At 70.1% G+C, this 25,940-nt stretch carries 28 protein-coding genes and 1 tRNA gene; 15 read left to right on the top strand and 14 right to left on the bottom strand.

Going from position 1 to position 25,940, the window contains the following annotated elements:
* Positions 1–44: 44 nt before the first annotated feature.
* Together AB0H81_RS13915 and AB0H81_RS13920 are read left to right on the top strand one after the other, a co-directional pair.
* Positions 45–1,229 (top strand): HAMP domain-containing sensor histidine kinase, encoded by a 1,185-nt coding sequence (locus AB0H81_RS13915; protein ID WP_358373731.1) that lies wholly within the window; start codon positions 45–47, stop codon positions 1,227–1,229.
* Positions 1,226–1,888: a response regulator transcription factor gene (locus AB0H81_RS13920; RefSeq protein WP_358373734.1), complete on the top strand. Its 663-nt coding sequence runs from the start codon at positions 1,226–1,228 to the stop codon at positions 1,886–1,888. The genes AB0H81_RS13915 and AB0H81_RS13920 overlap by 4 nt, the downstream gene beginning before the upstream one ends.
* Before the next feature lie 132 nt (positions 1,889–2,020).
* On the opposite strand, the gene AB0H81_RS13925 is transcribed toward AB0H81_RS13920, so the two are convergent.
* Positions 2,021–2,392 (bottom strand): DUF5997 family protein, encoded by a 372-nt coding sequence (locus AB0H81_RS13925; protein ID WP_358373736.1) that lies wholly within the window; start codon positions 2,390–2,392, stop codon positions 2,021–2,023.
* 55 nt (positions 2,393–2,447) lie between these two features.
* Between AB0H81_RS13925 and AB0H81_RS13930 the strand changes: the two genes are divergently transcribed.
* The 3 genes from AB0H81_RS13930 (at position 2,448) to AB0H81_RS13940 (ending at position 5,268) form a co-directional block, all read left to right on the top strand.
* Positions 2,448–3,194, top strand: coding sequence for a LysR family substrate-binding domain-containing protein (locus AB0H81_RS13930; RefSeq protein WP_358373738.1), 747 nt, complete (start codon positions 2,448–2,450; stop codon positions 3,192–3,194).
* 1,173 nt (positions 3,195–4,367) lie between these two features.
* A complete protein-coding gene (locus tag AB0H81_RS13935; RefSeq protein WP_358373740.1) occupies positions 4,368–4,517 on the top strand; it encodes a hypothetical protein in 150 nt (49 codons plus the stop codon).
* An 88-nt stretch (positions 4,518–4,605) separates the two neighbouring features.
* Entirely contained in the window at positions 4,606–5,268 is a 663-nt protein-coding gene (locus tag AB0H81_RS13940; protein WP_358373743.1) for a GntR family transcriptional regulator, read from the top strand.
* On the opposite strand, the gene AB0H81_RS13945 is transcribed toward AB0H81_RS13940, so the two are convergent.
* The 3 genes from AB0H81_RS13945 to AB0H81_RS13955 all read right to left on the bottom strand — a co-directional run bounded on the left by AB0H81_RS13945 (position 5,226) and on the right by AB0H81_RS13955 (position 7,946).
* Positions 5,226–5,723: a hypothetical protein gene (locus AB0H81_RS13945; protein WP_358373745.1), complete on the bottom strand. Its 498-nt coding sequence runs from the start codon at positions 5,721–5,723 to the stop codon at positions 5,226–5,228. The genes AB0H81_RS13940 and AB0H81_RS13945 overlap by 43 nt on opposite strands.
* A gap of 688 nt (positions 5,724–6,411) precedes the next feature.
* A complete protein-coding gene (locus AB0H81_RS13950; RefSeq protein WP_358373748.1) occupies positions 6,412–7,005 on the bottom strand; it encodes a DUF6461 domain-containing protein in 594 nt (197 codons plus the stop codon).
* Positions 7,006–7,478: 473 nt separating this feature from the next.
* Positions 7,479–7,946 (bottom strand): hypothetical protein, encoded by a 468-nt coding sequence (locus tag AB0H81_RS13955; protein WP_358373750.1) that lies wholly within the window; start codon positions 7,944–7,946, stop codon positions 7,479–7,481.
* A gap of 565 nt (positions 7,947–8,511) precedes the next feature.
* On the opposite strand from AB0H81_RS13955, the gene AB0H81_RS13960 reads away from it, so the two are divergent.
* Positions 8,512–8,847, top strand: coding sequence for a tyrosine-type recombinase/integrase (locus AB0H81_RS13960; protein WP_358373753.1), 336 nt, complete (start codon positions 8,512–8,514; stop codon positions 8,845–8,847).
* A gap of 68 nt (positions 8,848–8,915) precedes the next feature.
* Here AB0H81_RS13960 and AB0H81_RS13965 read toward each other — a convergent pair.
* The 7 genes from AB0H81_RS13965 to AB0H81_RS13995 all read right to left on the bottom strand — a co-directional run bounded on the left by AB0H81_RS13965 (position 8,916) and on the right by AB0H81_RS13995 (position 12,075).
* Positions 8,916–8,990, bottom strand: a tRNA-Val gene (locus AB0H81_RS13965).
* 17 nt (positions 8,991–9,007) lie between these two features.
* Positions 9,008–9,964, bottom strand: a complete 957-nt coding sequence (locus AB0H81_RS13970) for an ROK family protein (RefSeq protein ID WP_358373754.1) — start codon at positions 9,962–9,964, stop codon at positions 9,008–9,010.
* 154 nt (positions 9,965–10,118) lie between these two features.
* Positions 10,119–10,427: a hypothetical protein gene (locus AB0H81_RS13975; RefSeq protein ID WP_358373757.1), complete on the bottom strand. Its 309-nt coding sequence runs from the start codon at positions 10,425–10,427 to the stop codon at positions 10,119–10,121.
* 11 nt (positions 10,428–10,438) lie between these two features.
* A complete protein-coding gene (locus AB0H81_RS13980; RefSeq protein WP_358373759.1) occupies positions 10,439–10,891 on the bottom strand; it encodes a peroxiredoxin in 453 nt (150 codons plus the stop codon).
* A 39-nt stretch (positions 10,892–10,930) separates the two neighbouring features.
* Positions 10,931–11,359 carry a DUF3052 domain-containing protein gene (locus AB0H81_RS13985; protein ID WP_358373762.1) on the bottom strand — a complete coding sequence of 143 codons (429 nt, stop codon included), beginning with the start codon at positions 11,357–11,359 and terminating at the stop codon, positions 10,931–10,933.
* Positions 11,360–11,475: 116 nt separating this feature from the next.
* Entirely contained in the window at positions 11,476–11,883 is a 408-nt protein-coding gene (locus AB0H81_RS13990; RefSeq protein WP_358373764.1) for a secondary thiamine-phosphate synthase enzyme YjbQ, read from the bottom strand.
* A gap of 9 nt (positions 11,884–11,892) precedes the next feature.
* A complete protein-coding gene (locus tag AB0H81_RS13995; protein ID WP_358373766.1) occupies positions 11,893–12,075 on the bottom strand; it encodes a DUF1918 domain-containing protein in 183 nt (60 codons plus the stop codon).
* Positions 12,076–12,670: 595 nt separating this feature from the next.
* On the opposite strand from AB0H81_RS13995, the gene aceE reads away from it, so the two are divergent.
* The 3 genes from aceE (at position 12,671) to AB0H81_RS14010 (ending at position 17,947) form a co-directional block, all read left to right on the top strand.
* Positions 12,671–15,418, top strand: a complete 2,748-nt coding sequence (gene aceE, locus AB0H81_RS14000) for a pyruvate dehydrogenase (acetyl-transferring), homodimeric type (RefSeq protein WP_358373769.1) — start codon at positions 12,671–12,673, stop codon at positions 15,416–15,418.
* 132 nt (positions 15,419–15,550) lie between these two features.
* Complete coding sequence (locus tag AB0H81_RS14005; RefSeq protein WP_358373772.1) at positions 15,551–17,050, top strand: alpha/beta hydrolase; 1,500 nt, start codon at positions 15,551–15,553, stop codon at positions 17,048–17,050.
* 132 nt (positions 17,051–17,182) lie between these two features.
* Positions 17,183–17,947: a maleylpyruvate isomerase family mycothiol-dependent enzyme gene (locus tag AB0H81_RS14010; protein ID WP_358373775.1), complete on the top strand. Its 765-nt coding sequence runs from the start codon at positions 17,183–17,185 to the stop codon at positions 17,945–17,947.
* Between the two features lie 287 nt (positions 17,948–18,234).
* Here the strand turns inward: AB0H81_RS14010 and AB0H81_RS14015 are convergent, their stop codons facing one another.
* The 3 genes from AB0H81_RS14015 to AB0H81_RS14025 form a co-directional block, all read right to left on the bottom strand.
* Entirely contained in the window at positions 18,235–18,618 is a 384-nt protein-coding gene (locus tag AB0H81_RS14015) for a VOC family protein (RefSeq protein ID WP_358373776.1), read from the bottom strand.
* 60 nt (positions 18,619–18,678) lie between these two features.
* Entirely contained in the window at positions 18,679–19,410 is a 732-nt protein-coding gene (locus AB0H81_RS14020; RefSeq protein ID WP_358373779.1) for a YafY family protein, read from the bottom strand.
* 135 nt (positions 19,411–19,545) lie between these two features.
* Positions 19,546–20,574, bottom strand: coding sequence for a PHP domain-containing protein (locus AB0H81_RS14025; RefSeq protein ID WP_358373782.1), 1,029 nt, complete (start codon positions 20,572–20,574; stop codon positions 19,546–19,548).
* A 161-nt stretch (positions 20,575–20,735) separates the two neighbouring features.
* Here AB0H81_RS14025 and AB0H81_RS14030 point away from each other — a divergent pair, with 161 nt between their 5' ends.
* The 6 genes from AB0H81_RS14030 (at position 20,736) to AB0H81_RS14055 (ending at position 25,903) form a co-directional block, all read left to right on the top strand.
* Complete coding sequence (locus AB0H81_RS14030) at positions 20,736–21,077, top strand: hypothetical protein (protein ID WP_358373785.1); 342 nt, start codon at positions 20,736–20,738, stop codon at positions 21,075–21,077.
* A 3-nt stretch (positions 21,078–21,080) separates the two neighbouring features.
* The gene (locus AB0H81_RS14035) at positions 21,081–22,229 is read left to right on the top strand and encodes a glutathionylspermidine synthase family protein (protein ID WP_358373787.1); all 1,149 of its coding nucleotides are present in this window, start codon (positions 21,081–21,083) and stop codon (positions 22,227–22,229) included.
* On the top strand, positions 22,226–22,657 hold the full coding sequence (locus AB0H81_RS14040) for a DUF350 domain-containing protein (RefSeq protein ID WP_358373790.1): 432 nt from the start codon (positions 22,226–22,228) through the stop codon (positions 22,655–22,657). The genes AB0H81_RS14035 and AB0H81_RS14040 overlap by 4 nt, the downstream gene beginning before the upstream one ends.
* Before the next feature lie 168 nt (positions 22,658–22,825).
* The gene (locus tag AB0H81_RS14045; RefSeq protein ID WP_358373817.1) at positions 22,826–23,950 is read left to right on the top strand and encodes a helix-turn-helix domain-containing protein; all 1,125 of its coding nucleotides are present in this window, start codon (positions 22,826–22,828) and stop codon (positions 23,948–23,950) included.
* A 103-nt stretch (positions 23,951–24,053) separates the two neighbouring features.
* Positions 24,054–24,950, top strand: coding sequence for an ACP S-malonyltransferase (locus tag AB0H81_RS14050; RefSeq protein ID WP_358373792.1), 897 nt, complete (start codon positions 24,054–24,056; stop codon positions 24,948–24,950).
* Positions 24,947–25,903, top strand: a complete 957-nt coding sequence (locus AB0H81_RS14055; RefSeq protein ID WP_358373794.1) for a beta-ketoacyl-ACP synthase III — start codon at positions 24,947–24,949, stop codon at positions 25,901–25,903. The genes AB0H81_RS14050 and AB0H81_RS14055 overlap by 4 nt, the downstream gene beginning before the upstream one ends.
* The last annotated feature ends 37 nt before the right edge of the window (positions 25,904–25,940 follow it).

Here is a 25,940-nt window from a genome sequence, read left to right on the forward strand (position 1 = left end):
TCCGGTGCGGCATCCTGGACCAAGCACAGACCAGAGGGGACAAGATGCGCAGGCTGACACACCTGCTGCTGGCGGAGCGGACGGCTCGGTCGCGTTACACCGTCTTGTACGCCATGCTGTTCCTCGGCTCGGGAATGGCCTTGCTGGCCCTCACCGCGGTGCTGGCCGGCGTGAGCGACACCGAGCCCGCCCCGAGCCGGCCCCTCCCCGTCCAGCAGTCCGGCCTCGCCGCCGCGCAGCGCATCCACGACCTGGAGACGCAGCTGTCGGAGATGCAGGCGGCGCAGTCCCGGCAGCTCCTGACGGGTGCGCTGATCGCGATGGTCGTGATGGCGGTGGTCTCGGTCGTGCTGGGCAATGTCGTCGCCGGCCGCGTGCTGCGTCCACTTCGGACGATCACCGCCGCGACGCGGCGGATCTCGGCCGAGAACCTGCACGAACGGCTGGCCGTGCCCGGCCCCGCCGATGAGGTCAAGAGCCTCGCCGACACCATAGACGAGCTGCTGGAACGCCTGGAAGCGTCCTTCGCCGCCCAGCGCCGGTTCGTCGCCAACGCCTCCCACGAACTGCGCACACCTCTGGCCACCATGCGGGCATCCGTGGACGTCGCCCTGGCCAAACCAGAGCCGGCGCCACCTCAAACAGTCGCCCTGGCCGACCGGTTGCGCACAGAACTCGACCGGGTCGACCATCTCCTGGAAGGCCTGCTCGTCCTGGCCCGCGCCCAACACGGTGCGCTCGCCGACCGCGCCCCGGTCTCGGTGGCCACCCTGGTGTCCCAGGCCGTGACAGCCCGCGCCGCCGACATCGCGGCGAAGAACCTGACCCTGAAGGACCACGGCCTCCGGCGCGCGGCGTGGACCCAGGGCAACCTGACGCTGCTGTCCCGCATGGCCGACAACGTGATCGACAACGCCATCGCCCACAACCAGGACGGGGGCTGGATCCGGGTCGCCACCCCAGCGGACGACGCGACGGTGCGGCTGATCGTGGAGACAGGCGGGCCGATTCTCGAACCAGAACACGTCGCCCGGCTCGGCCGGCCCTTCCAACGGCTCGCCGCCGACCGCACCGGCTCCGGAACCGGGTCCGGTCTCGGCCTGTCGATCGTCGCTGCGATCGCCGACGCGCACGGCGGCCGGATGGACCTGCGCGCCCGGCCCGAAGGCGGCCTGCGCGTCACCGTCTCGCTGCCGCCGGCGGCCGCGCCCCAGGGCGGCACGGCGTGAGGATCCTGGTGATCGAAGACGCGCTCGCGCTGGCCGAGGTCCTGGCCGAAGGGCTGCGGGATCAGGGCATGGCCGTCGACGTCGCCCATGACGGCCTGGCCGCCGTCGCCAAGCTCGATCTCAACGGCTACGACGTGATCGTCCTCGACCGGGACCTGCCCGGCATCCACGGCGACACCCTCTGCCAGATGATCACCGAACGGGACGACCGCGCCATGGTCCTGATGCTCACCGCGGCCGGTTCCCCGACGGACCGGGTCAGCGGACTGACCCTCGGCGCCGACGACTACCTCGCCAAGCCGTTCCACTTCCCGGAACTGGTGCTGCGCGTCCGCGCACTGGCCCGCTGGCGCCCCTCGTCCCGCGCACGGACGCTGCGGGCTGCCGGCATCGAGCTCGACCCCGGACGACGCACCGCCACCCTCGACGGCCGGCAGCTCGACCTCTCGGTCAAGGAGTTCGCGCTCCTGGAAGCCCTCCTGCGCGCCAGCCCAGGCTTCCTCAGCACCGAGGACCTCCTCGAACAGGTCTGGGACGAGAACGCCGACCCGTTCACCAACACCGTCACCGTGACCGTCGGACGGCTGCGCCGCAAACTCGGCAGCCCGCCGATCATCACCACCACGCCCGGTGTGGGCTACCGCATCGCCGATGGGTGAACCGGCGACGATCGCACGCGCACGAAGCCCCGATTCCGCGACCGGAAACAGGGCTCATGTCGTAGGTGGCGCGGACGGGCCGTGCCCGGCCCCGCCGCGAGCCTTGCGCCGTCCAGCGTCGCCTTCCGCCCGCTAGCGCTGCTTGAGGCGGAGTGCCTCCTTGCGGGCCTCGGCCTGGACGGACCGCTCGTGCTCCAGCCACTCCGGGTTCTCCGCCTTCAGCGCGTCGATCTCGGCGGTGGTGAGCGGTTCGGTGATCCCGCCCCTGGCCAGGCCGGAAATGGAGACCTTGAGCTTCGCGGCGACGACCTGCTTGGGGTGCGGGCCGTTGCGGCGCAGCTCGACGAGCCAGGCCGGCGGCCTCGACTGCAACTCGTTCAGCTCGTCCCTGGAGACGACACCCTCCTGGAACTCGGCAGGTGTGGCCGAGAGCAGAACACCCAGTTTCTTGGCCGCGGTCTCGGGCTTCATCGTCTGGATGGACTTGGGCTTGGGCGAGGTCATGGTGCCAAGCGTAGTCAGTCCGAACGGGTTCCCCAGACATCGGTACCCTAGGGACGTGACTGAGGGGGAGACCGGCAAAGTGTTCCGGCTGGCCTACGTGCCCGGGGTGACGCCCGCGAAATGGGTCAACGTGTGGACCGAGAGGATGCCCGACGTACCGCTCACCCTGGTCGCGGTATCCGCCGCCGAGGTGGCGGGGCTCCTGCGGGACGGCGGCGCCGACGCCGGGTTCGTCAGGCTACCCGTCGACCGGGACGGGCTCAGCGTGATTCCGCTCTACGTGGAGACCACGGTCGTCCTGGTGCCCAAGGACCACGCGGTGGCCGCCGTCGACGAGGTCGCCACCACCGACCTGACCGACGACGAGGTGTTCCAGCCCCTGGACGACACCCTCGAGTGGACCGTCCGGCCCGGGCAGCCCGCGTTCACCCGCCCGGACACGACGGAGGACGCGGTCAAACTGGTGGCGTCCGGCGCGGGGCTCCTCCTGGTCCCGCAGTCGCTGGCACGCCTCCACCACCGCAAGGACCTCACCTACCGGCCGGTGTCGGACGCGCCGCAGTCCCAGATCGCGTTGGCCTGGCCCACGGACGCGACCACCGACCTGGTGGAAGACTTCATCGGCATCGTCCGCGGCCGGACAGTGAACAGTTCCCGGGGCCGCGCCCCCGCCTCACCTTCGGCGGAGAAGCCGGCACAGCGGAAAGCACAGAAACCCACACAGAGCAGCTCCGGCCGCCGGGCCGTGCCGGCCAGCCGCAAGCCGGCCAGCCGTAAGAAGAAGGGTCACCGGCCTCGATGACCTCCGGTCCGGCCCCGGCCCCCGGCCTCAGCCGAACCCCGAGATTTCTCCGCCCGATGCCCTGATCAAACCGGGACAGCGGCGGAATGCGGCCCCGGCGCGTAACGATCGGCGACCATAGATCAGGCGGCTTCGCGTGAGGGCGAACCTCTTGGACTACGCGAAGGTCGCCGCCGCGGACCGGCATGCGGCAAAGCCCTCGATCAAAGGGGCCACCAAGGTCCATACATGAGCAGCATGTGCTCGCGAGACCCACGCCATTCACGTGCGGCTCCCGAAGAACGGGGACCGGCGAACCAGCAAACGGTGAGCACAGACGCGCGGAGCAGGGCGCATCTGGGCACTTCCCGTCCTGATCATCCCGGCGGGGGCTCCACGCCGCCTGCGCGGCCCCGCGCCCGGCCGCACGCCGACGCCGGTCCTGGGGGCCGTTCTCCCGTACGCCGTGCTCGGGCCGCGCTGGGCGCGATATCCCGGCCGACACTCGAAGCGGATATCTTCACAGAGTGGACGATGATCTCACAGGTCGGCCGTTGACTGACGTCGCGCTCGCTCTGGGGGTGGGCCTCATGCTGCTGCTTCTGCTGCCCACCATCATCTGGCTGGCCACGGTGACACTGCGCCGCCGCAGATAGAGCCCCCGGCGGGGCCTCGGCTCCGGGATGACCGCGACAGGCGTCCAGGAGATCGTGGCTGGTGCTCAAGAGCCTGTGTCCCAGCAGAGAGGCTCGCGCGGTCGTTCCCTGTCGCAGCCCATTGATACTCTTCTCCATTCGCGATCAACATGCCCATGCCGCTGACTTCGCCGGCGTCGTGATGAACAGGTGGGAGTGAGGGAACGTGAAGAGGCGTAGTGCAGCCTTCCTGCTGGTCTTGGCGTTGGCGGCTGTCCCGACACTTACCACCGCCACCCCACCGGAATGCCCGCAGCCAGTCGCAGAGACTCAGTACCCCGGACCCGAGGCGCCACCCAGCCCGACACCGTCCGTGACGGTGCACGAGGGCTACATGCCCGATGTGAAGGCGGGGACTGTGGCACCCATCGGGGTTGAGATCGTGGAGCCCCCGGGCTGTCCCGAGATCAGCGGCGAATGAGTGAGCCCTTTCCCCTGAAGCGGCGATGGAGACGAGCTTCCAAAGGAGGAACGGCAGTGTCTCGACCGCCTCGGGAGGATGGTGCATCGGCCTGCGCCGGGGCTGCCGGTGTGGGTGTTCGTCGGCTACGGCGGCGCCTACTACTCCTGGCAGAGCGCCGAGCAGAGTCACCCGGTCGATGACGTGGAGGGCGCCGCGAACGTCTTGGCGGAGTACATCGCCAAGTGAGGAGGGACGCGACGAGGCGGTGACGGCCTTGGCCAGGAGGGGACCAGGGTGGGCCTTCTCATCGCCTCGTCGCGTCCGGCCCACCGTCGTGGCGGCGCTGCGTGAGCAGGGCTGGATCGAGTCTCAGCAGGGCAAGGGCCGCTTCGTGCGCGGCCGTCCGGCGATGGCGACGGTGGAGTCCAACCGCACAGGTCAGGCGTATCTGACCAACCTGGAGACGGACTCCCCCGATGAGTTGGTCGAGGCCGGCGCGGTGGCGCTGCGCAACCGAGTGGCCGCGTTGCTTAATGCGGAACCCAAGAGCAAGGCGTACCTGCGCCGGCGGCTGGTCGTGCGCGAAGATGAGCCTAGTGCGTTGGTCTCACTGTGGCTGCCTCTGGAGTTGTCCGAGGGCACCGATCTGACCAGCGGCGAGGCGCTGCCGCAGGGCATCCGGCAGCATCTCCAGTCGCGTAAGGGGGTGCGCTTCGATCACATCGTGGAGCAGATCACCGCGCGCATGCCCACGGCTCAAGAGGCCAAGCAGCTCGGCATGCCGAAGAACGTACCGCTCCTCGCGATCTTCGGCGCGGTCCGGGACGCCTCCGGCCGGCCGTCAACGGCAGCGGACTACTGCTGCCGGCGGATCGTCACGAGCTGGAGGACGCCTACCCGGTGCGGTGAGAGCCCGATCATCGCGCGGCCGGGCGAAGCGCCACGCGCCTGTGTCTATATACAGCGCCAGTCCCAGTTCCAGCCATGGGAGTCGTAGACCTCGACGATGACCCGGCGTCCTCCTGCATCGTCCGAATCATCGAAATACAAGAAGATCATCGCCTTGTTCTCGGCTCCCATGATGGTGGCTTTGCTGTAGTAGCTTCGGATCTCCTCTTCGGTAAGTGCGGTCTGAAGCGTGAGCCTGATCCGGTAGTCGCAATAGCGACCACTTCCCCCGACCAGGTTCTTGCCGAAGGTGACGTCCCGGTCCATGGGGAAGTAGTCCCGCGTCCTGACTGGAAGCGGGTAGTTCAGCACCCGCTGGTACAGGGCTTCGAGGCGCGCGTTGTCGCGCCAGACAGGTGCCATGACAAGGCCTGATGCTATGGCAAGCGGCAGAAAGACGGCTGCCAGGCATCCCCATTGACGGCGCTCCACAAAGCGAAACCATAGAGCAAAGCCGATCTTTCTCTCAGTCAGATCACGGCGACCGATGTACCGGCTGCGCAACGTGTTCGCAGTGCCACGACCGCGGCCCTCCCGGTGCCGGTCTGTTCGCCACTCCGGGCTCGCGACCTTCTCGGCCGCCGACTGGGTACCGCGCCCCTACATGGTCATGGAGCAGCGGTTGAAGCCTCGGGCAAGCATCGAACCCATGCCGTACATGGTCGTCGTTGGCGACAGCGGCCGGGCGAAGCCCGGCCCCAAGGAAGGGCGTCCGAGCGGAGCGAGGGCCACGGTGGGGGCGGGCATCAGACGGCCCACCCGGGAGGTGGGCAACGGGTGGGTGTGCAGGGTGGGCGGTACTGGGTTCGAACCAGTGACCCCTCGCTTGTAAGGAGCCATGATCGGCTGCGCGTGCCGCTGACCTGGTCCTGCTCTACGCCACCACCAACTTCTCAGAAGCCGCCCGGTCGGAGCTAATGGCACGCTAATGGCACGACGATCATGCATATCTCGCCCGCATCCATGCCGCTTGATCGGGGCTTCCTCGTCGCGCCGTGGCCGCCGAATGGCACGCGAATGGCACGCTGTTACGGATGGACAAGTTCTCACGTCGAGGGCTGGCCGCCACCGGGAACCCGGCGGCATTACAGAGGGCCGACGTACCTGACTGCATCAGGCCCCTGACCTCTGGATTCGAACCTTACCCTTGACCTGCCACCGCGACCGACTGTATGGGCGTTGGACCCGGTCATCAGTCACGGATTGCGGCACCGAGGAATGGTGTGCTCAGCATGTCCTCGGAGAAAGAGAGGCCCGTGATCTTCTTCGCCAGGGCGAACGACCGCGGGAAGGGAGCGTCGATGCCGGGCCCCTCCCAGGACAGGCCGACTTCACGCATCTCGCTGACCAGGCGGTCGGGATCACTGCCCCAGCGTGTATCGGGAACCAATTGATCGAAGCTTGTGACCTCTTCGCTGTCGACCGCGTAGACGAAATAGTCCGTAGCATGGAGGTTGCGAGAGATCGACACGACCTCAGTCGCCCGAGAGAGGCTGCGGAGTAGGAGCCTGTTGAGGCCGATCGATCCAGTCCAGAGCTGGATCAGAACGGTCCAGCCGTTCATCTCCAGCGCGCCCACATAGCTGGTGCGCATATTGTCCGAGTCGATGTACCTCATCGTTCGTTCTTGGTGCTCTTGAAAGGTCACCTCTCCGATCCCGTTGCAGTCTGCACCGAGACGCGTCAACGCCTCACGAGGGCTGAGGGATCGGGCGAAGGTGACACAGGAGACGTCATAGAACGGGCCATACTTTGCGAGCCAGCCAAATTCTTCGTGTGCGTCCATCACCGTAACTCCCATGATCAGTTACATGCATGATGGCAGCCGTCACCGACAGGGGCAGCACCTCGACGACATGGGCCTGAGTGACGACGGGCACGGACGGAGCTGGTGCCACGTTCTCCGGTGAGCCAGGGTGAGGAACGAACCCTGGATCGTCGATCGCCCCCCAGCACGTACGGAGTCCAGCCATGCAGTGGCGATCGTAGGGCTGCATCTGTGCAGCGGCGCGGCACTGGGTTCGATCTAGTGACCCCTCCCTTGTAAGGGTAGCTATGCGATCACTGGAGCTGGCATGCTTGCTGCTCAGGCCTACGTTCGGTATGCACTCTTGTGCATGGTCGCGCCGTGGTGGGCGCCGCCGATGTCACTCAGTTTGTCACTCAAGCGGGCACTGACGACCATCCACCACTCCTGCTGTTCATCGCGTCTTCCTCAACCCACTGCGAAACGGCAGTGGGTTCGATCAGAGCTCGATCTCACCAACAGCGAGGGTCCCAAAGGCTGCTCCCGAGGTACTGGGCATCCAAGTCGACAATCACGGTTTGGTATTCGTACCCAGCTTCTCGACGCGTTGGCTGGGTGTACCCCTGTTGCACCCAGGCGTCGATTGAGAAGTCGGCATTGACCTCGTCAACCTTAGCGATCGTGGCAGTCTCGTAATGCTTCAACACTTCCTCAACAGGCCTGTCGGTGACTACGTCGAAACGCACATGGAAGGTGCAGTCACCCGAATCTCCGCTCACCTTAGATTGCGGTCCGTAGAAGCTGGGTGCCGATCCTCCCGGAGGCGGCGGGTACTGTACGACCTGATCTACGAGTTGTGACAACTGAAAGTCGTGCATCCAAGCAGGTGCCTTGAAGATCGCGTAGATAAGGAGCACCGGTGCTGTCACGAGCAGTACTGGACGAAGCCATAGCGAACGACCCAACACGGTGATCGACATGGTTGGCATCCTGTCCTACGGGCCGGATCCTTGACTACCGTTCGCTCCTAGGCATCTGCCTTGGCCTGCCCGTCTACCGTCGTCCCACTCACGGGGTAGCGGGCCACCCACGGGGTAGCGGGCCAGCCGCGGGGCTGCGCCGGCCGCGCGGCCGGCGCCAGGGCCGTGATGGAGCGTAGGCGGCCCCGCGGCTGGCCTGCTAGGGCTTGCCCTGGGACGGCGGTAGGCGGGCAGGCTTCCACGGCAACCCGTTCAGACGGTCAGGGGCCGATCGTGCCTGCCCGGTGCCGGAGCGCCCCCGCCGGAGGCATGCAGTAGGGCCGGCCTCGTGACCGCGTGCGCATGCGCTGACTGGCTCGTCCCCGTGACTGGAGAAGTGCGCCCCCTGTGTGATCAGCTCTGTAGTGTCGCCTGGCGGCCCCTTCCACTCGTCCGCGCCAGCCGGCGGGGGCTGTAACCGCTCGGGGTGCCGCCTGGCGCTTGCGCCTCTTGGCGGCGGGGTCCCCGAGCGGCTGCCCGTTGGCAGGCCCCCGGCCGACGGCCCGTGCGGCCCCTTGGGGCCGCCTTGAAGAGCCTCAAGGAAGCTCAGAACGACGATCGCGAGCTGGTGTTCTCCACTCGGACCGGTTCGAAGATGACCGCCCACAACACCCGCCGCGACTTCAGGAAGGTGCTCGACAGCGCCAAGCTCGCCGGCAAGGACTGGGCTCCCCGGGAGCTCCGGCACAGCTTCGTGTCTCTGCTCTCGGACCATGACATTCCGATCGAGGACATCTCACGCCTGGTCGGGCACTCCAACACGGTGGTCACGGAGACTGTCTACCGTCAGCAGATCCGGCCGGTCATCCAAGAAGGCGCGACTGCGATGGATCGCATCTTCCCCATGGCGGACGATGCCTAGCCACCCAGCATGTCACTCAGTTTGTCACTCACGCCCCGTTTCCATGATCGGAGACGGGGCGTTTTCGCTGGTGGGCGGTACTGGGTTCGAACCAGTGACCCCTCGCTTGTAAGGCGAGTGCTCTACCGCTGAGCTAACCGCCCCTGATCGGCACTACACCTTACGACACCAACGGCTGGGATCGCACATCAAGAACCCAGCCCGGGCCCAGTTCGGGGCGGCCGGCGGCGCGCCAGCCCAGGAGGGAGGCTCCGAGCATGCCGGCGTCCACGCCGAGGGCCGCCGGGTGCAGGGGGGGCGCGGCGCGGAAGGCGAGGCGTTTGACGAGGCGGGTGCGGACGGGGTCGAAGAGCGCCGGGCCCGCCTCGGCCAGGCCGCCGCCGAGCACGATCATGGAGGGGTCCAGCAGCAGCGTGTACGTGGCCAGGGCGAGCGACAGGGCCTCCACGGCCTCGTCCCACACCTCGATGGCCACCGGGTCGTCCGAGGAGACCACCTGTTCGGCCCGTACCCCTTCCTGGCCCGAGCGCTGGCTGTAGCGTCTGCCCACCGAGGCGGCCGAGGCGTACGTCTCCAGGCAGCCGAACTGGCCGCACGCGCACTGCTCCCCGTCCGGGAACACCGGGATGTGCCCGATCTCGCCGCCCCAGCCCGAGGCGCCGCCGTACGGCTCGCCGTGCACGATCATGGCGCCGGCGATGCCGGTGCCGATCGGGAGGAACAGGAAGTCGGGGACGCCGCGTCCCGCTCCGAGGACGCTCTCCGCGAGGCCGCCCGTGCGGACGTCGTGGCCGAGGATGACGGGGACGTCCAGCGGCGTGAAGGCGGTGGCCGGGACGTCGCTCCAGCCCAGGTTGGCGGCGTAGAGGGCCGTGTCCTCCGACACCAGTCCGGGAACGGCCAGGCCGACCCCTGCCGGGTTGCCGTCGCCCGAGCCTGCCAGGTGGCCGATGAAGTCGCGGATGGCCCCCACGACCGCCTCAGGCCCCTCCGAGACGGGGGTAGGGCGTCGTTCGCTCAGCAGCACCGCGCCGGACTCGCTGACCAGGCCGCCCTTCATGGACGTGCCGCCGACGTCGAGCGCTACGACGAACGAACTGCTCCTAGGTTCGGACACGGTACGAGACGATAGCGCAGCTCAGTAAATGTCCGGAAAGGGGTCTTGGGGGGCTTCTTCGGCTTCGTGTCCGATCTTGTACGCCCCCGTCCCGGCGGTCCGGGTCTTCCCGGAGTCCGCGTCAGGCCGCCCCGATCCTCCCCGGCATCCAGGCTCAGGCGCGGCCCAGGACCCGGTTCAGGGCCGCCTCCACCTCCGCCGACAGCCCCGGCGGGGCCCCCGAGCCCGCGAAGGCCCTGGCCCGGGCCATCCGCACCGCCCCGCAGCCCCGGCACTCCACCTCGCCCAGCCGGCAGATGAGCGCCGTGGACCCGCACGTACGGCAGGAGTCGAGGTCGAGGTCGTGCAGGCGTTGGCAGTCAGGGCAGATGAGCACCTGGGACTCCCGGCGTACCCCGCGCTTCCAGGGGCTGGCGCCCCGGACGGGGTCCGTCTGCCGGGCCCCGCAGCGGTAGCAGGGCATGGTGTCCTCCGTTACGAGATGTCGGCGAGTGCCTCTACGTAGGCGGCGACATCGCGTGCGGTGCCGGCCGGGTTGACCACCGACCACCGGATCACGCCCTCACCGTCGATGATGAAGGTGCCACGCCGCGCGATGCCTTTCGCGTCGTCGAACACACCGTACGCCCGGGCGACCTGTCCATGTGGCCAGAAGTCGGAGAGCAGGGGAAAACCGTAACCCTCCTGGTCCGCCCAGGCACGGTGCGTGAACAGGGAGTCGACCGAGACGGTGAGGATCTGCGCGTCGGTGTCGAGATCGCGCAGGGCGGCCAGCTCGCTCTGGCAGACCCCGCTGAAGGCAAGCGGGTAGAAGACCAGCACGACCTTCCCGCCTCGGAAGCCGGACAGCCTCACGGGCGTGCCGTGCTGGTCCTGAAGCTCGAAGTCCGGAGCCACGGCGCCCACCGCGGCAGGATGTAGCGTCACGGGACTCATCCTGCCGTATCCGGCCGGCGCTGGAACTCCCTAGCGTCGCCCCTTGGGCGAAACGAGCCTGGTCCCCGACCAGTCGGGGGCGGCGGAGATGCTGCTGGTCTGCGAGAGACCCGCAGTCGTGGCGTCCTCCCCGATGTCGCTCGGCTCCACGTGGCCGTCGCGTCCGGCCTTGGGAGTCAGCAGCCAGATCTGGCCGCCTTCGGCGAGTGCTCGCATGGCGTCGCTCAGGACGTCGAACAGGTCCCCGTCGCCGTCGCGCCACCACATCAGCACCACGTCGACGACGTCGTCGGTGTCCTCGTCCAACAGCTCGTTGCCGGTCAGGCTCTCGATGGACTCGCGAAGCTTCTCGTCGACGTCCTCGTCCCAACCGATCTCCTGCACCACCTGACCCGGCTTGAGGCCGAGTCGTTCGGCCAGGCCGCGCTCGCCCTGCGCCTGACCCGCGGTCGCGCTCACGTTTATCCCTCCTGCTTGAGTGGCCCCGCTTGTGCGGTTATCGCTTCGGGACAGTCCACACGCTGTGACCCTCAGTCGTCAACGGTCGCCACGGGTACGGCCGTAGGCGGCCATAATTAATCGGACAGAAATGACAGTCGAACCTGGCGTTGCGGGTTGTCGACATTGAGGTCGACGAGCGCGATCGACTGCCAGGTGCCCAGCGCCAGCCGCCCGCCGACCACCGGGACGGTGGCGTACGGCGGGATGAGCGCCGGCATCACATGAGACCTGCCGTGCCCGCGCGAACCGTGGGCGTGACGCCACCGGTCGTCGGCCGGAAGCAGGTCGCGCAGCGCCGCGAGCAGGTCGTCGTCGCTGCCCGAACCCAGCTCCATCAGGACCACGCCCGCGGTCGCGTGCGGGACGAAGACGTGCAACAGGCCGTCCTCGCCCTGTTCACGTACGAAGTCCGCGCACACCGAGGTGATGTCGTGCACCGTCTCTCGCGAGCCCGTGGCCACGGAGATGATCTGGGATCTCACACGTGAATTCTACTGAGGCACGATGACCGCATCCGGGCCGGGAAAGACCAGCCCGGTGTGCCCGTCGTCGAACCGCACGATGTACGGGGGGCCGCCGTTCGCCCCGTGGACCTCGATGATGACTCCCCCGTGATCCATTTCTCCGACGACGTTCCCGTGCACAAGGAGGCGGTCGCCTACCGTCGCGTTCATATCTCCACATTCGTACGACGGCGGCCAAACGGAAAGAGGGATGTCCGTCTCCCACCATGAGGTCAGGAAAAATCATGACCGAACCGTTACGCTGCTCGGACGCCCCGGGCGCCGCCCGCCGGACGACACGCCCGGCGTCCCCCAGCAGCCGCGCCGGCCGCCCGCGATCGCGCGCCACGCCTCAGCCATCCCACGTGGATCCCGATCCCGCCCGGAATCCCGCCGCGAATCCCCGGGACCGCCGAACCTCCCACATGGCCGCGCCCCCTCCGCGGCCATCACCCCGCCCCCGCCAGCTAGACTCGCGCGGCGTGCGCGCCCGCCCGGCCCCCGCGGGTGACGGTGTCCGCCCTTCGGGGGATACTCCACACATGAGGGCGAAATTTCCCAGGTTTTCCCGACTTGTTAAATTGGCCGCCCAATGTAACCTTGGCCCTTGATTCGTCCTACCATCGGTGGTCTAGGCCACCACTAGCCGCCCTGCCAGCAGGGACGTCCTGGTTACCGGCCAGTAGAGATGCACTTTCTACGGCGAGCGACCAGGATGGAAGGCGACCCAGACCAGACATCCGTCATCCTCGGAAGGCGAGACCCAGTGGCTTCCGGACGCCAGCGTTTCTCGATCATCAGCGACGGCCTACCCAGCCAGTTGCCTGATGTCGACCCCAGCGAGACCAACGAGTGGCTCGAGTCCCTCGACAACGTCGTCAAGACCGAGGGCCGCACGAGGGCCCGTTATCTCATGCTCCGCATGCTGGAGCGCGCCCGCGAGCACCAGGTCGGCGTGCCGGGCCTGCGCAGCACCGACTACATCAACACGATTCCGCCGGAGCGCGAGCCGTGGTTCCCGGGTGACGAGCACGTCGAGCGTCGCATCCGTGCCTACATCCGCTGGAACGCCGCGATCATGGTGACCCGCGCCAACGCGCGGACCAACGTCGGCGGCCACATCGCCACCTACGCCTCCGCCGCGTCCCTCTACGAGGTGGGCTTCAACCACTTCTTCCGCGGGAAGGACCACGGCGAGTCCGGCGACCAGGTCTTCTTCCAGGGCCACGCCGCCCCGGGCATCTACGCCCGCGCCTTCCTGGAGGGCCGCCTCAACGAGGCGCAGCTCGACGCGTTCCGGCAGGAGCTCTCGCACGGCTTCCACGGCCTGCCCTCCTACCCGCACCCGCGTCTGATGCCGGACTTCTGGGAGTTCCCCACGGTGTCGATGGGTCTGGGGCCGATCGGCGCCATCTACCAGGCGCGGTTCAACCGCTACCTGCTCAACCGCCAGATCAAGGACACCAGCCGCAGCCACGTCTGGGCGTTCCTCGGCGACGGCGAGATGGACGAGCCCGAGTCGCTCGGCGCCATCGGCGTGGCGGCCCGTGAGGAGCTGGACAACCTCACCTTCGTCATCAACTGCAACCTGCAGCGCCTCGACGGCCCGGTACGCGGCAACGGTAAGATCATCCAGGAGCTGGAGTCCTACTTCCGCGGCGCCGGCTGGAACGTCATCAAGGTCGTCTGGGGCCGCGACTGGGACCCGCTGCTGGCCGCCGACGTCGACGGCGTGCTGGTCAACCAGATGAACACCACCCCCGACGGCCAGTTCCAGACCTACTCGGTCGAGTCGGGCGCCTACATCCGCGAGAACTTCTTCAGCGGCGACCCGCGCCTGCGCAAGATGGTCGAGCACCTGACCGACGACGACATCCGCAAGCTGTCGCGTGGCGGCCACGACTACCGCAAGGTCTACGCCGCGTTCAAGGCGGCCCGCGAGCACGTCGGCCAGCCGACCGTCATCCTCGCCCAGACCATCAAGGGCTGGACCCTGGGCAAGGACTTCGAGGCGCGCAACGCCACCCACCAGATGAAGAAGCTCACCAAGGCCGAGCTGAAGGAGTTCCGCGACCGGCTCTACCTGCCGATCCCGGACTCCGCCCTGGAGGGCGACCTGCCCCCGTACTTCCACCCGGGCGACAACGACCCCGAGATCGAGTACATGAAGGAGCGCCGCGCGGCGCTGGGCGGCGTGCTGCCCAAGCGCGTGGTGCGGGCCAAGCCCGTCAAGCTGCCGGGCGACGACGTCTACAAGACGTTCGGCAAGGGCTCCGGCAAGCAGCAGGTGGCCACCACCATGGCGTTCGTGCGCCTGCTGAAGGACCTCATGCGCGACAAGGAGATCGGCCACCGGTTCGTGCCGATCATCCCCGACGAGGCGCGCACGTTCGGCCTCGACGCGATGTTCCCCACGGCGAAGATCTACTCGCCGCACGGCCAGACGTACGAGGCCGTCGACCGGGAGCTGCTGCTGTCGTACAAGGAGTCCGTGCAGGGCCAGATCCTGCACGAGGGCATCAGCGAGTCGGGCTCGATGGCCTCGGCGATCGCCGCCGGCACCGCGTACGCCACGCACGGCGAGCACATGATCCCGATCTACATCTTCTACTCGATGTTCGGCTGGCAGCGCACCGGCGACCAGATGTGGCAGCTCGGCGACCAGATGGGCCGCGGCTTCCTGCTCGGCGCCACGGCCGGCCGCACGACGCTGAACGGCGAGGGCCTCCAGCACGAGGACGGCCACACGCCGCTCATCGCCTCGACCAACCCGGCCGCGATCTCCTACGACCCGTCGTGGGCGTTCGAGGTGGCGTACATCGTCAAGGACGGCCTGCGCCGCATGTACGGCGAGCAGCCCGAGGACGTCTTCTACTACCTGACCGTCTACAACGAGCCCTACCTCCAGCCGGCCGAGCCGGCCGGGCTCGACGTGGACGGCCTGCTCAAGGGCCTGTACAGGTTCGCCGCCGGCCCGCAGACGCAGGGCCCGAAGGCCAACATCCTCGTCTCCGGCGTGGCGGGCCCGTGGGCCGTGGAGGCGCAGCGGCTGCTGGCCGAGGACTGGGGCGTGTCGGCCGACGTCTGGTCGGCCACGTCGTGGACCGAGCTGCGCCGCGACGCGCTCGCCTGCGAGGAGCACAACCTGCTCAACCCGGAGGCCGAGCCGCGCGTGCCGTACGTGACCCAGGCGCTGTCGCAGGCGCAGGGCCCGTTCGTGGGCGTCAGCGACTACATGAAGGCCGTCCAGGACCAGATCGCCCAGTGGGTGCCGGGTGACTGGTCGTCGCTCGGCACCGACGGGTTCGGCCTGTCCGACACCCGCTCGGCGCTGCGCCGCCACTTCCACGTCGACGCGGCGTCGATCACGCTGGCCGTGCTCACGAGCCTGGTCAAGCGCGGCGAGCTCGACGGCGAGGTGCTGAGCGAGGCGATCGCCCGCTACCACCTCAAGAACGGCGTGACCGAGGCCGGTGGCGCCGAGAGCAACGACACGCAGTCGATGGGCGTCTGACCCGGCGCGCACGACCACGGCAGACGGTGTGAGGCGACGCGTTCCCGACGGGCGCGTCGCCTCACACCGTTCCTGGTGGAGTCTCACGTATTGTGGGCACTACTTCCCCCGGAGAGTCGAGGGGGAGCTTTCATGCGTCATGTCCTGGCCGTCGCCACCGCGCTGGCCGTGTCCGCCACCGCCTGCGCGGGCACGGCGAAACCCGACACCGACCCCAAGGGTGCCGTCGCCCCGATCGCGTGGGGACCGTGCACGGACATCAAACGCCCCGGCGGTCAGACCCCGGCGCAGCAGGACCCCTCCGTCAGGTGCGCCAAGCTCGCCGTGCCGCTCGACTACAACAACCCCGGCGGCGACACGATCCAGCTCGCCCTCATCAAGATCGCGGCCACGGGTCAGAAGCGCCGCCTCGGCTCGCTCGTGTTCAACTTCGGCGGCCCCGGCGGCTCCGGTGTGGACACCCTCGACCAGGCCGCCAAGCAGTTCGAGTCCCTGCGCACCCGCTACGACCTCGTCAGCTTCGACCCTCGCGGCGTCGAGCGCAGCGCGGGCGTGCGCTGCGGCTCCGACGCCGACATGGACCGCTGGGTGTCGCTCAACACGCTGCCGCTCAACGAGCAGACCCGCGCCGCCGGGCAGGCCGCCAACAAGGAGTTCGCCCGGCTCTGCCAGCGCGACGCGGGCCGGGTCCTGCCGTACGTGGGCACCGTGAACGCCGCCCGCGACATGGACCGGCTGCGCGTCGCGCTCAAGGAGCCCAAGCTCAACTACTTCGGCATGTCGTACGGCACGCAGCTCGGCGCCGTGTACGCCACCCTGTTCCCGAAGAACGTCGGCCGGACGGTGCTCGACGCCCCGCTCGACCCGTCGATCACGTTCTCGGAGCGCACGATCGCGCAGACGCGCGGCTTCCAGCGGGAGTACGAGACCTTCCTGAAGAGCTGCGTCAAGGAGGGCTGCGACTTCGGCAAGACCGTCAAGGCCGCCAACGCCAACGTCGACCGGCTCATGAACCGCCTCGTGACCCGGCCGCTCACCGTGGACGGACGCAAGCTCACCCAGGGCCTGGCCGCCACGGGCGTCGCCGCAGCCCTGTACTCGGAGCTGTCATGGCCGTTCCTGGAGCAGGCGATCGCCGCGGCGATCAAGGGGCGGGGCGAGGCACTGATGTTCCTGGCCGACTCCTACACCGGGCGGGACCAGCGCGGTCACTACAGCACCCAGATGTCCAGCTTCCCGGCCATCACCTGCGTGGACTCGGCCGAGCGGCCCGACGAGAACCAGCTGCGCCGCACGTGGGAGCGCTCGACGAGGATCTCACCGCTGTTCGGCGGTGAGGGCTCGGGCGGGCTGTGCCGGTTCTGGCCGGTCCCGGGCGGCGACCAGGCCCGGCACGTGAACGCGGCGGGGTCGGGGCCGATCGTCGTGGTGGGCGGCAAGGGCGACCCGGCCACGCCGTACCAGTGGGCGCCACGCCTGACCGAGGAGCTCGGTACGGCGCGGCTGCTGACGTACGAGGGCGAGGGGCACGGCGCGTACACGTCGGGCAACCGCTGCATCCAGCGCCGGATCGACGCCTACCTCCTCAACGGCAAGCTCCCGGCCCGGGGCGCCGTCTGCGAGGCCACCTGACCGGTCCCGGCGCCGCCGGCCACGGCCGATCGGCTCTGCCCGATCGCCCGTGGGCAGGCCGGCTCCAGGCCGGCCGCGCCTCGGCCGGCAGGTTCTGGTCCGGGCGGCTCGGGCCCGTCTAGGCTCGGGGGCGTGAGCGACTATCCCGCGCGGGTCGAGGCTGAGGCGGCCCGGCTCGTCGAGCTGGTGACCGGCGCCGATCCCGGCACGCCGGTGCCCACCTGCCCCGGCTGGACCCTTGCCGACCTGATCACGCACGTCGGCACCACGCACCGGTGGGTGATCCACATCCTGCGCGACCGGGTCCAGGAGCGGATCTGGTCGCGCCAGGTGCCCAACGGCCTGCCCGAGGGGACGAGCGGCGACCCGGCCTGGCTGGCGCGGGGAGCGGCCGAGCTGCTCGACACGCTGCGGGCCACCGACCCGGCCACGCGGGTGTGGTCGTGGGGCGGCGACCAGTCGGCGGCGTACTGGGCGCGGCGGATGGCGTTCGAGCTGCTGATCCACCGGATCGACGCCGAGCTCGCGCTGGGCGCCGAGCCGTCGGTGCCCGTGGCGACGGCGCTGGACGGCGTCGAGGAGTTCCTCGGCAACCTGCCGCACGCCGTCTGGGTCGCCCGCCGCCTGGCCGAGCTGGACGCGGAGGGCGCCACGATCCACCTCCACGCCACCGACCCGCCGCCGGACTCCCCGGAGGGCACGGGCGAATGGACCGTCACCCAGGGCCCCGAGGGTGTGATCACCTGGACGCGCGGCCACGCCAAGGCCGACGCGGCCGTCCGCGGCCCGGCACGCGACCTGCTGCTCATGCTGTACGGCAGGCGCTTCGCCCCCACGTTGACCGTCTTCGGCGACCGCCCCTTCCTGGACCGCTGGCTCGCCAAGGCCGCCTTCTGACACCCCCCGGATGCCCCGACACCGGTTCCGCCCCTGACGGGCTCGCGACACGCAGGCAAGCGGAGCCGACGGGACCAGGTGGCCCGTGCACGAGCGGGCCCCCGGGGCGGCCCCGCGAGCGGGACCACCGGGGCCGGCGGACGAGAAGCCCCTGGACGCGCCGCCGCTCGGCGGTCGGCGGCGAGTCCAGGGACGGGGGCGCGCGGCGTGAAGCCGAGGCGGCCCGTCACGAGCCCGGGCGAGCGAGGGCGCCGGCGGGGAAGGCGCCGGCGGCGGCTCGCCGCGGTTCATGACCCCAGGTGGAAGATCCCGAAGAGGTTGCCCGACGGGTCGCGCAGGTAGGCGAAGTCGGTGCCGTCGAGCTCGCCGGGGACCCTGGTGACGACCTCGCCCCGGAGTGCCTCGCTCTGCCGGCACGTCTCCTCGACGTCGGCGACCCGCACCTGGAAGACCGCGTGAGCGGGGAAGTCGCCCTTGGTGTCGAGCAGCCCGCCCGCGGGCCGGTCACCGCCCGGACAGCCGGTCATCCGGTGGTCCAGGGAGCCGTCGCCTCGGGCGAAGGTCCAGCCGGACAGCCCACCGTAGAAGCGCCCGGCGCCCTCGGGGTCGGCCGTGGCCACCTCGAACCAGGTCACCGTGTTGCCCATCGCCGTCCTCTCTATTTCGAACATGACAACGATCGCATGGGTGAGCGACAGCCCTATGTCGGTGTTTCCGTACGAGTTTTCGAGCTACTGATCGAGAACAGTGCCGTGCAGCGCCATCTCGGGCAGGTCGGGCGTGAAGCCCTCCAGCGGCCGGTCGGGGCAGCGCTCGCCGGTGACGCCGGCCGAGGCGATGCGGTCGAGCCGGAAGACCCGCACGTCGTCGCGTAACCGGCACCACGCGACGAGGTACCAGTAGCCGCCGCGCCCGCCCAGGAACACGCCGGGCTCGACGTCGCGCGAGGTCAGCGCGCCCTTGGCGTCGGCGTACTGCAGCCGCAGCACGCGGCGGCGCAGCAGCGCCTCCTCGATCGCCCGGGAGACGCCCTCGGCGCCGAGCGGCCGGCCGCCCTTGCCCTCGTCCTCGGGCTCGGCCACGACCCGCACCCGGCGGGCCAGCTCGCGCGCCAGCTCACCCTCGCGGCCGGGCATCGCGGCCACCACCTTGCGCAGCGCGCTGCGCGCCTGCCGGCCGAACGGCTGGTCGCCCGACCTGCTGAGGGCCAGGGCGATGGCCACCGCCTCGGCCGGGGTGAAGTTGAGCGGGGGCAGCGACATCGTCTTGTCGAGCGCGTAGCCGCCCGTGCGCCCGGGCTCGGCGTGGATCGGCACCCCGGACTGCTGGAGCGCGGTGATGTCACGCTCGATCGTGCGGACGCTCACCTCGAACCTGCGGGCGAGCTCGCGCGCCGAGCGGCAGCGCGGGGAGATCGCGCGCAGGTCCTCGACGAGCGCGTACAGCCGATCGGTACGGTTCACAACCGGGACGTTACGCGCCGCCACCGACAATCTCGCGTCCCGCGGCGGACCGGCCACATCCCCCTCACCCCCGCGCCAGCAGGGTCTCACGCCTCGGCGTCACCTTCCGGAACGCGGGCGAGGAGCCGGCGACGGCTACGCCCCGCGGCGCGTCCAGGCCAGCAGCTCCTCCGCCGGCCACGTGTTCACGATCCTCCCGGCCTCGATGCCGCACCGGGCCGCCCGCTCGCACCCGAACCGCTGCCAGTCGAGCTGCCCCGGCGCGTGCGCGTCGGAGTCGATCGCGAAGTCGCAGCCCGTCTCGTACGCGAGCAGCATCAGCCGCTTGGGCGGGTCGAGCCGGTCCGGCCGCGAGTTGATCTCCACGGCCACCCCGAACCGGCGGCACGCCTCGAAGACGACCTCGGCGTCGAACTCCGACTCCGGCCGGGTCCCGCCCCGCCGGCCGCCGCCCCGCACGATGCGTCCCGTGCAGTGGCCGAGCACGTCCACGTGCGGGTTCGCGACGGCGGTGACCATCCGGCGGGTCATCTCGTGGCGGTTCATGCGCAGCTTGGAGTGGACGCTGGCGACGACCACGTCGAGGCGTTCCAGCAGCTCGGGCTCCTGGTCGAGGGTGCCGTCGAGATTGACGTCCACCTCGATGCCGGTGAGGATCCGGAACGGCGCCAGCCGCTCGTTGAGCCGTTCGACCTGGTCGAGCTGGCGGCGCAGCCGGGCGGGCGACAGGCCGTTGGCGATCGTCAGGCGGGGCGAGTGGTCGGTCAGCGCCCAGTACTCGTGGCCGAGCGCGCGGGCGGTCTCGGCCATCTCCTCGATCGGCGACCCGCCGTCCGACCAGTCGGAGTGGCTGTGCAGGTCGCCCTTGAGCGCCGCGCGCAGCGCCGCGGTCTGCTCGTCCAGGTCCGTGCCCTCGGTGGCGCGCAGCCTGCGCAGGTACGCGGGGACCTCGCCGCCCAGCGCCTCGGTGATGGCCAGGGCGGTGACCTTGCCGATGCCGGGCAGGTCCGCGAGGCCGCCCGCTCCGGCGAGCCGTACGAGCTCGTCGTGGGGCGTCGACTCGGCGACGGCGGCGGCGCGGCGGAAGGCGCGCACGCGGTAGGTGGGCTCGCCGGCCCGCTCCAGGAGGAAGGCGATCTCGCGCAGGGCTTCGACCGGTGTCATGGGGAACTCCTACCCTCGCGCGGTTCGTCACCTAAGCGACATTGATGCCGCGGGTGGCCCCCGATAGGCTGATCGGCCAACGAAAGCAGGAGCTCATGGGACAACCACGACCACATCAGCAGCAACCGCCCCGGCGGTCCAAAGCCTCCAAAGTGGTCACGTTGTCCGTCATCGGCGTCGTCTCGGTCATGATCGTCGGCTACTGCGCCGCCCAGGGCGACGACGACGTCACCGCCGACTGCGTCGACATGAGCCAGCAACTGCCCGACGGCACGTACGAGGTCGTCGACGACGACTACTGCGACGACGATGACGACGGCACCGTCCACTACTACAGCAGCGGCTCGCGCTCGGCCTACCACTGGTACTACGGCGGCAACCGGGTCGGCACCCGCGTGCGCGGCGGCACGACCTACCGCCCCTCCGACGTGACGATCTCCTCCCGCAGCGGCAAGTCGATCCAGCGGGGCGGCTTCGGCGGCCGCTCCAGCAGCGGGAGCTGACAGGTGCGGCGCGAACACGGGACACCTCGGGACGGCTGGGACAAGATCATAGAGGGCCAGGGGCTGGCCTACCACCGCGCGGCCCACCCCGAGGGGCTCAGCCGGCCGTACTGGGACGAGTCCGTCCACTACGTCTTCTCCATGGACGAGGTCGAGGAGCTGGAGGCGCAGGTCGAGGAGCTGCACGAGATGTGCCTGCGCGCCGCGGGCCACGTCGTGGAGACCGGCCGCTTCGCGGACTTCGCCATCCCCGAGTGGGCCGTCGAGGACGTGCGGCGCTCGTGGGAGCGGCGCGACCCCCACCTGTACGGCCGCTTCGACCTGCGCTACGACGGCACGGGCCCGGCCAAGCTGCTGGAGTACAACGGCGACACGCCCACCTCGCTCGTGGAGTCGGCGGTGGTGCAGTGGTTCTGGCTGAAGGACACGCACCCGGACGACGACCAGTGGAACTCCGTCCACGAGCGGCTCGTCGACCGCTGGTCGGCCATGACGCTGCCGCCCGGCCCCACCCACTTCGCCTGGACCTCCATGGACGAGACCGGCGAGGAGGCGATGACCCTCGCCTACCTGCAGGAGACGGCCGAGCAGGCCGGCCGTCCCACGGTGGCGGTGGCCATGGAGGACGTCGGCTGGGACGAGCTGAACCGGCGCTTCACCGACGTCGAGGAGCGATGGATCCGCTCGATCTTCAAGCTGTACCCGTGGGAGTGGATGCTGGCCGACCCGTTCGGGCGCCACGCCGTCCGGCACGGCACCTGGATCGAGCCCCTGTGGAAGGTCCTGCTGTCGAACAAGGCACTGCTCGCCGTGCTGTGGGAGCTGTACCCGGGGCACCCCAACCTGCTGCCCGCCTACCTCGACGGGCCCCGCGACCTGACCTCGTACATCGTCAAGCCGCTGCTCGGCAGGGAGGGGGCGTCGATGCGCGTCGTCACCCCGGGCGGCGCCCACGAGACGCCGGGCGAGTACGGGCGCGAGGGCTTCGTCCATCAGGCGTTCGACGCCCTGCCCGAGTTCGACGGCCAGCGGCCGGTGCTCGGCGCCTGGGTGGTCGCCGACGAGGCGGCCGGCCTGGGCATCCGTGAGACCACGGGGCTCATCACCGATGACACCTCCTCCTTCGTCCCCCACCGAATCGAGCGACCATGACCCTGTTGGAAACCCTCGCCCGCGGCTCGGGCGCCATCGCCGCCTACGCCGCCGTCGGCGTGGTGCTGCTGATCGTCGGCTTCTACGTGATCGACCTGGCCACCCCCGGCAAGCTCAGCTCGATCATCCGCACCGAGCGCAACCCCAACGCCACCCTGCTCGCCACCTCGGCCATGGTCGCCGTGGGCCTCATCGTGGCCGCCTCGATCTGGTCCTCCGGCGGGCGCCTGCTCGAGGGTCTGGCCGGCACGGCGGTGTTCGGCCTGGTCGGCATCGTGGTGCAGACCGTGGCGATGATGGTCTTCGACAAGGTGGTCGGCATCTCGGTCCGCGAGCTGGTCAAGGAGTCGGAGGTCCAGCCGGGGACGCGGCTGCTCGCCGCCACCCACGTGGCCATCGGCCTCATCACCGCCGTCGCCGTCATCTGACGGCCGCCCGCGGCCGGACGTCCGGCGGGGCCGGGCGTCCGGCGGGGCGCTCACCTCGCCGTCCACGAGCCGCGGGGGTGCTCGTCGCGGTCATCTCGCCGGACCTGGCACTCTAGAGGCGTGACGGACCGGACCCGGGAGGACACCACCCGCAGGCTGGAGCGCGCCATGGGCGCGCTCGGCACGGCGGCCATGGCGCGGATGGACGAGCAGTTGCCGTGGTTCCGCGCGCTCAGCGCCGAGGACCGCTCCTGGGTGGGCCTGGTGGCGCAGGCCGGGATCGCCGCGTTCGTGGAGTGGTTCCAGCACGCCGGCGAGGACCGGCCGACGCCCAGCATCGAGTTCTTCGGCACGGCGCCGCGCGAGCTGAAGCGGTCGATCTCGCTCCAGCAGACGGTCGACATCGTGCGGATCGTCGTGGAGGTCGTCGAGGCGCAGAGCGACGAGCTGGCCGCGCCCGGCGGCGAGGACCAGCTCCAGCAGGCCATGCTGCGCTACACCCGCGACGTGGCCTTCGCCGCCGCCCAGGTCTACGCCCGCGAGGCCGAGGCGCGCGGCTCCTGGGACGCCCGGCTGGAGGCGCTGATCGTCGACGCGCTGGTCCGGGGCGAGGTCGACGACGGGCTCCACTCGTGGGCCGCCGCGCTCGGCTGGACCTCCTCCCCCGTGGTCGTGATCGCCGGGCACGCCCCCGACGACGACCCGCGCGCGGTGATCGACGGGCTGCGTGAGAAGGGCCGCCGCATCGGCATGGACCTGCTGGCCGGGGTGCAGGCCGACCGGCTGATCGTCATCGTGGGCGGCGCGGGCGGCCCCAACGACGCGGCCCGGCAGGTGGTGGCCCGCTTCGGGCAGGGGCCGATCGTCATCGGGCCGGAGGTGGCCGACCTGCACGCCGCCGCGCGCTCCGCGCGGGCCGCCCTGGCCGGGCTGAAGGCGTCGTCCGGCTGGCCCGACGCGCCCCGGCCCGTGCACGCCGACGACCTGCTCGCCGAGCGGGCGCTGGACGGCGACGAGGACGCGCGCGAGCAGCTCGTGGAGAACGTGTACCTGCCGCTGGCGGGCACGCCGCTGCTCGACACGCTGGCCACGTACCTGGAGCAGGGCACGTCGCTGGAGGCGACGGCGCGGCTGCTGTTCGTCCACCCCAACACGGTCCGCTACCGCCTGCGTAAGATCACGGAGCTGACCGGCTACCAGCCGACCGAGGGTCGCTCCGCGTTCACCCTCCAGGTGGGTCTCATTCTGGGGCGGCTCTCGGAGAGCGCCGCGATGTGGCGGGCCCTAACGTAATTGTCCGGAAACCCCCACTGTAGGAACCCTACAAAAGGTGTTGGACAAAGTTCGTACGGATCCTTAGCCGCGTGTCGAACCTCTACAGGGCATGGTGGTTTTTGTGCTTGCAATCGTCGCTCCGGGCCAGGGCGCCCAGACCCCAGGTTTCCTGACACCGTGGCTTGAGCTGCCGGGTCTGGCCGACCGGCTCGCCGGGTGGTCCGAGGTGGTGGGCCTGGACCTGATCACCTACGGCACCACCGCCGGCGCCGACGAGATCCGCGACACCGCGGTCGCCCAGCCCCTGCTCGTGGCCGCCGCGCTGGCCTCCGCCGAGGCGCTCGGCGTCAAGCCCGACCTGGTGGCCGGGCACAGCGTGGGCGAGTTCGCCGCCGCCGCGCTGGCCGGGGCGCTCACCGCCGAGCAGGCCCTCGCGCTGGTCCGCGAGCGCGCCCAGGCCATGGCCAAGGCCGCGGCCGTCACCGAGACCGGCATGACCGCCGTGCTCGGCGGCGACGAGGCCGAGGTCCTCGCCGCCATCGAGCGGCACGGCCTGACCCCCGCCAACATCAACGGCGCCGGCCAGATCGTCGCCGGCGGCACGCTGGAGCAGCTCGCCGCCTTCCAGGACGACGCGCCCGAGCGCGCCCGGCTGCGCCCGCTCGCCGTCGCGGGCGCCTTCCACACCGTCCACATGGCGCCGGCCGTCGCCACCCTGCGTGACGCCGCGCTCGGCGTGACGCCCGCCGACCCGTCGGTCCGGCTGCTGTCCAACGCCGACGGCCAGGTCGTCACGAGCGGCGCCGACTTCCTCGACCGGCTGGTCAAGCAGGTCAGCAGCCCCGTCCGGTGGGACTCCTGCATGGCCACGATGGCCGGGCAGGGCGTCACCGCGATGATCGAGCTGCTGCCCGGCGGCACCCTGACCGGCCTGGCCAAGCGCGCGCTGCGGGGCGTGAAGACCGTCGCGCTGAAGACCCCCGACGACCTCGACGCGGCCAAGGAGCTGACCAAGTGAGGATCCCCGACGTCGCGCCCGGCGCGAAGGTCCTGGCCTTCGGCCACTACCAGCCGGCCACGGTCGTCACCAACGACGACCTGGCCAAGGTCATGGACACCAACGACGAGTGGATCCAGTCGCGGGTCGGCATCCGCGAGCGCCGCATCGCCTCCGAGGGCGAGTCGGTCGAGGACATGGCCGTGCAGGCCGGCGGCAAGGCGCTGGCCGCCAGCGGCCTGTCGGCGGCCGACGTCGACCTGGTGATCGTCGCCACGTGCACGCTGGAGACGCAGATCCCCAACGCCGCCGCCGTCGTCGCGCACCGGCTCGGCATCGAGTCGCCCGGCGCCTTCGACGTCAACGCCGCCTGCGCCGGCTTCTGCTACGCGCTGGCCACCGCCAGCGCCGCCGTCCGCGGCGGCTCGGCGCGCAACGTGCTGGTCATCGGCTCCGAGAAGCTGTCTCAGTGGGTCGACCCGACCGACCGGTCCACTGCCGTGATCTTCGCCGACGGCGCGGGGGCCGCGGTGGTGGCCCCGTCCGACACGCCCGGAATCGGACCGGTCGTGTGGGGCAGCGCCGGCGACAAGTCCGACGCGATCATCGTCAACGACCGCAACGACAGCCTCCACCAGGAGGGCCAGGCGGTGTTCCGCTGGGCCACCACCGCGCTGCACCCGGTGGCCAGGGAGGCGTGCGAGCGCGCCGGGGTCGACCCCTCGGAGCTCGCCGCGTTCGTCCCGCACCAGGCCAACCTGCGCATCATCGAGGCGATCGCGCGCAAGATCGGCGCCGACAAGGCGGTGGTCGCGCGTGACATCGTCACCGCGGGCAACACGTCGGCGGCCTCCATCCCGCTGGCGCTCTCGCGCATGATCGAGCGCGGCGAGGTCCGCTCCGGCGACCTCGCGCTCGTCCTGGGCTTCGGCGCCGGGCTCACCTATGCGGGCCAAGTGATCGAGGTTCCGTAGGATCCGGTACGGCTCCCGCCGTACCGGTCACAGCTTG

The sequence above is a fragment of the Nonomuraea sp. NPDC050691 genome, from assembly GCF_040654455.1.
Taxonomy (GTDB): Bacteria; Actinomycetota; Actinomycetes; order Streptosporangiales; family Streptosporangiaceae; genus Nonomuraea.

Bases quoted from the DNA above. Each gene is read 5' to 3' on its own strand.
- AB0H81_RS13915 (WP_358373731.1), top strand. From the start codon at position 45: ATGCGCAGGCTGACACACCTGCTGCTGGCGGAGCGGACGGCTCGGTCG.
- AB0H81_RS13925 (WP_358373736.1), bottom strand. From the start codon at position 2,392: ATGACCTCGCCCAAGCCCAAGTCCATCCAGACGATGAAGCCCGAGACC.
- AB0H81_RS13935 (WP_358373740.1), top strand. From the start codon at position 4,368: ATGGTGCATCGGCCTGCGCCGGGGCTGCCGGTGTGGGTGTTCGTCGGC.
- AB0H81_RS13950 (WP_358373748.1), bottom strand. From the start codon at position 7,005: ATGGACGCACACGAAGAATTTGGCTGGCTCGCAAAGTATGGCCCGTTC.
- AB0H81_RS13955 (WP_358373750.1), bottom strand. From the start codon at position 7,946: ATGTCGATCACCGTGTTGGGTCGTTCGCTATGGCTTCGTCCAGTACTG.
- AB0H81_RS13975 (WP_358373757.1), bottom strand. From the start codon at position 10,427: ATGCCCTGCTACCGCTGCGGGGCCCGGCAGACGGACCCCGTCCGGGGC.
- AB0H81_RS13995 (WP_358373766.1), bottom strand. From the start codon at position 12,075: ATGAACGCGACGGTAGGCGACCGCCTCCTTGTGCACGGGAACGTCGTC.
- AB0H81_RS14005 (WP_358373772.1), top strand. From the start codon at position 15,551: ATGCGTCATGTCCTGGCCGTCGCCACCGCGCTGGCCGTGTCCGCCACC.
- AB0H81_RS14015 (WP_358373776.1), bottom strand. From the start codon at position 18,618: ATGTTCGAAATAGAGAGGACGGCGATGGGCAACACGGTGACCTGGTTC.
- AB0H81_RS14025 (WP_358373782.1), bottom strand. From the start codon at position 20,574: ATGACACCGGTCGAAGCCCTGCGCGAGATCGCCTTCCTCCTGGAGCGG.
- AB0H81_RS14040 (WP_358373790.1), top strand. From the start codon at position 22,226: ATGACCCTGTTGGAAACCCTCGCCCGCGGCTCGGGCGCCATCGCCGCC.
- AB0H81_RS14045 (WP_358373817.1), top strand. From the start codon at position 22,826: ATGGGCGCGCTCGGCACGGCGGCCATGGCGCGGATGGACGAGCAGTTG.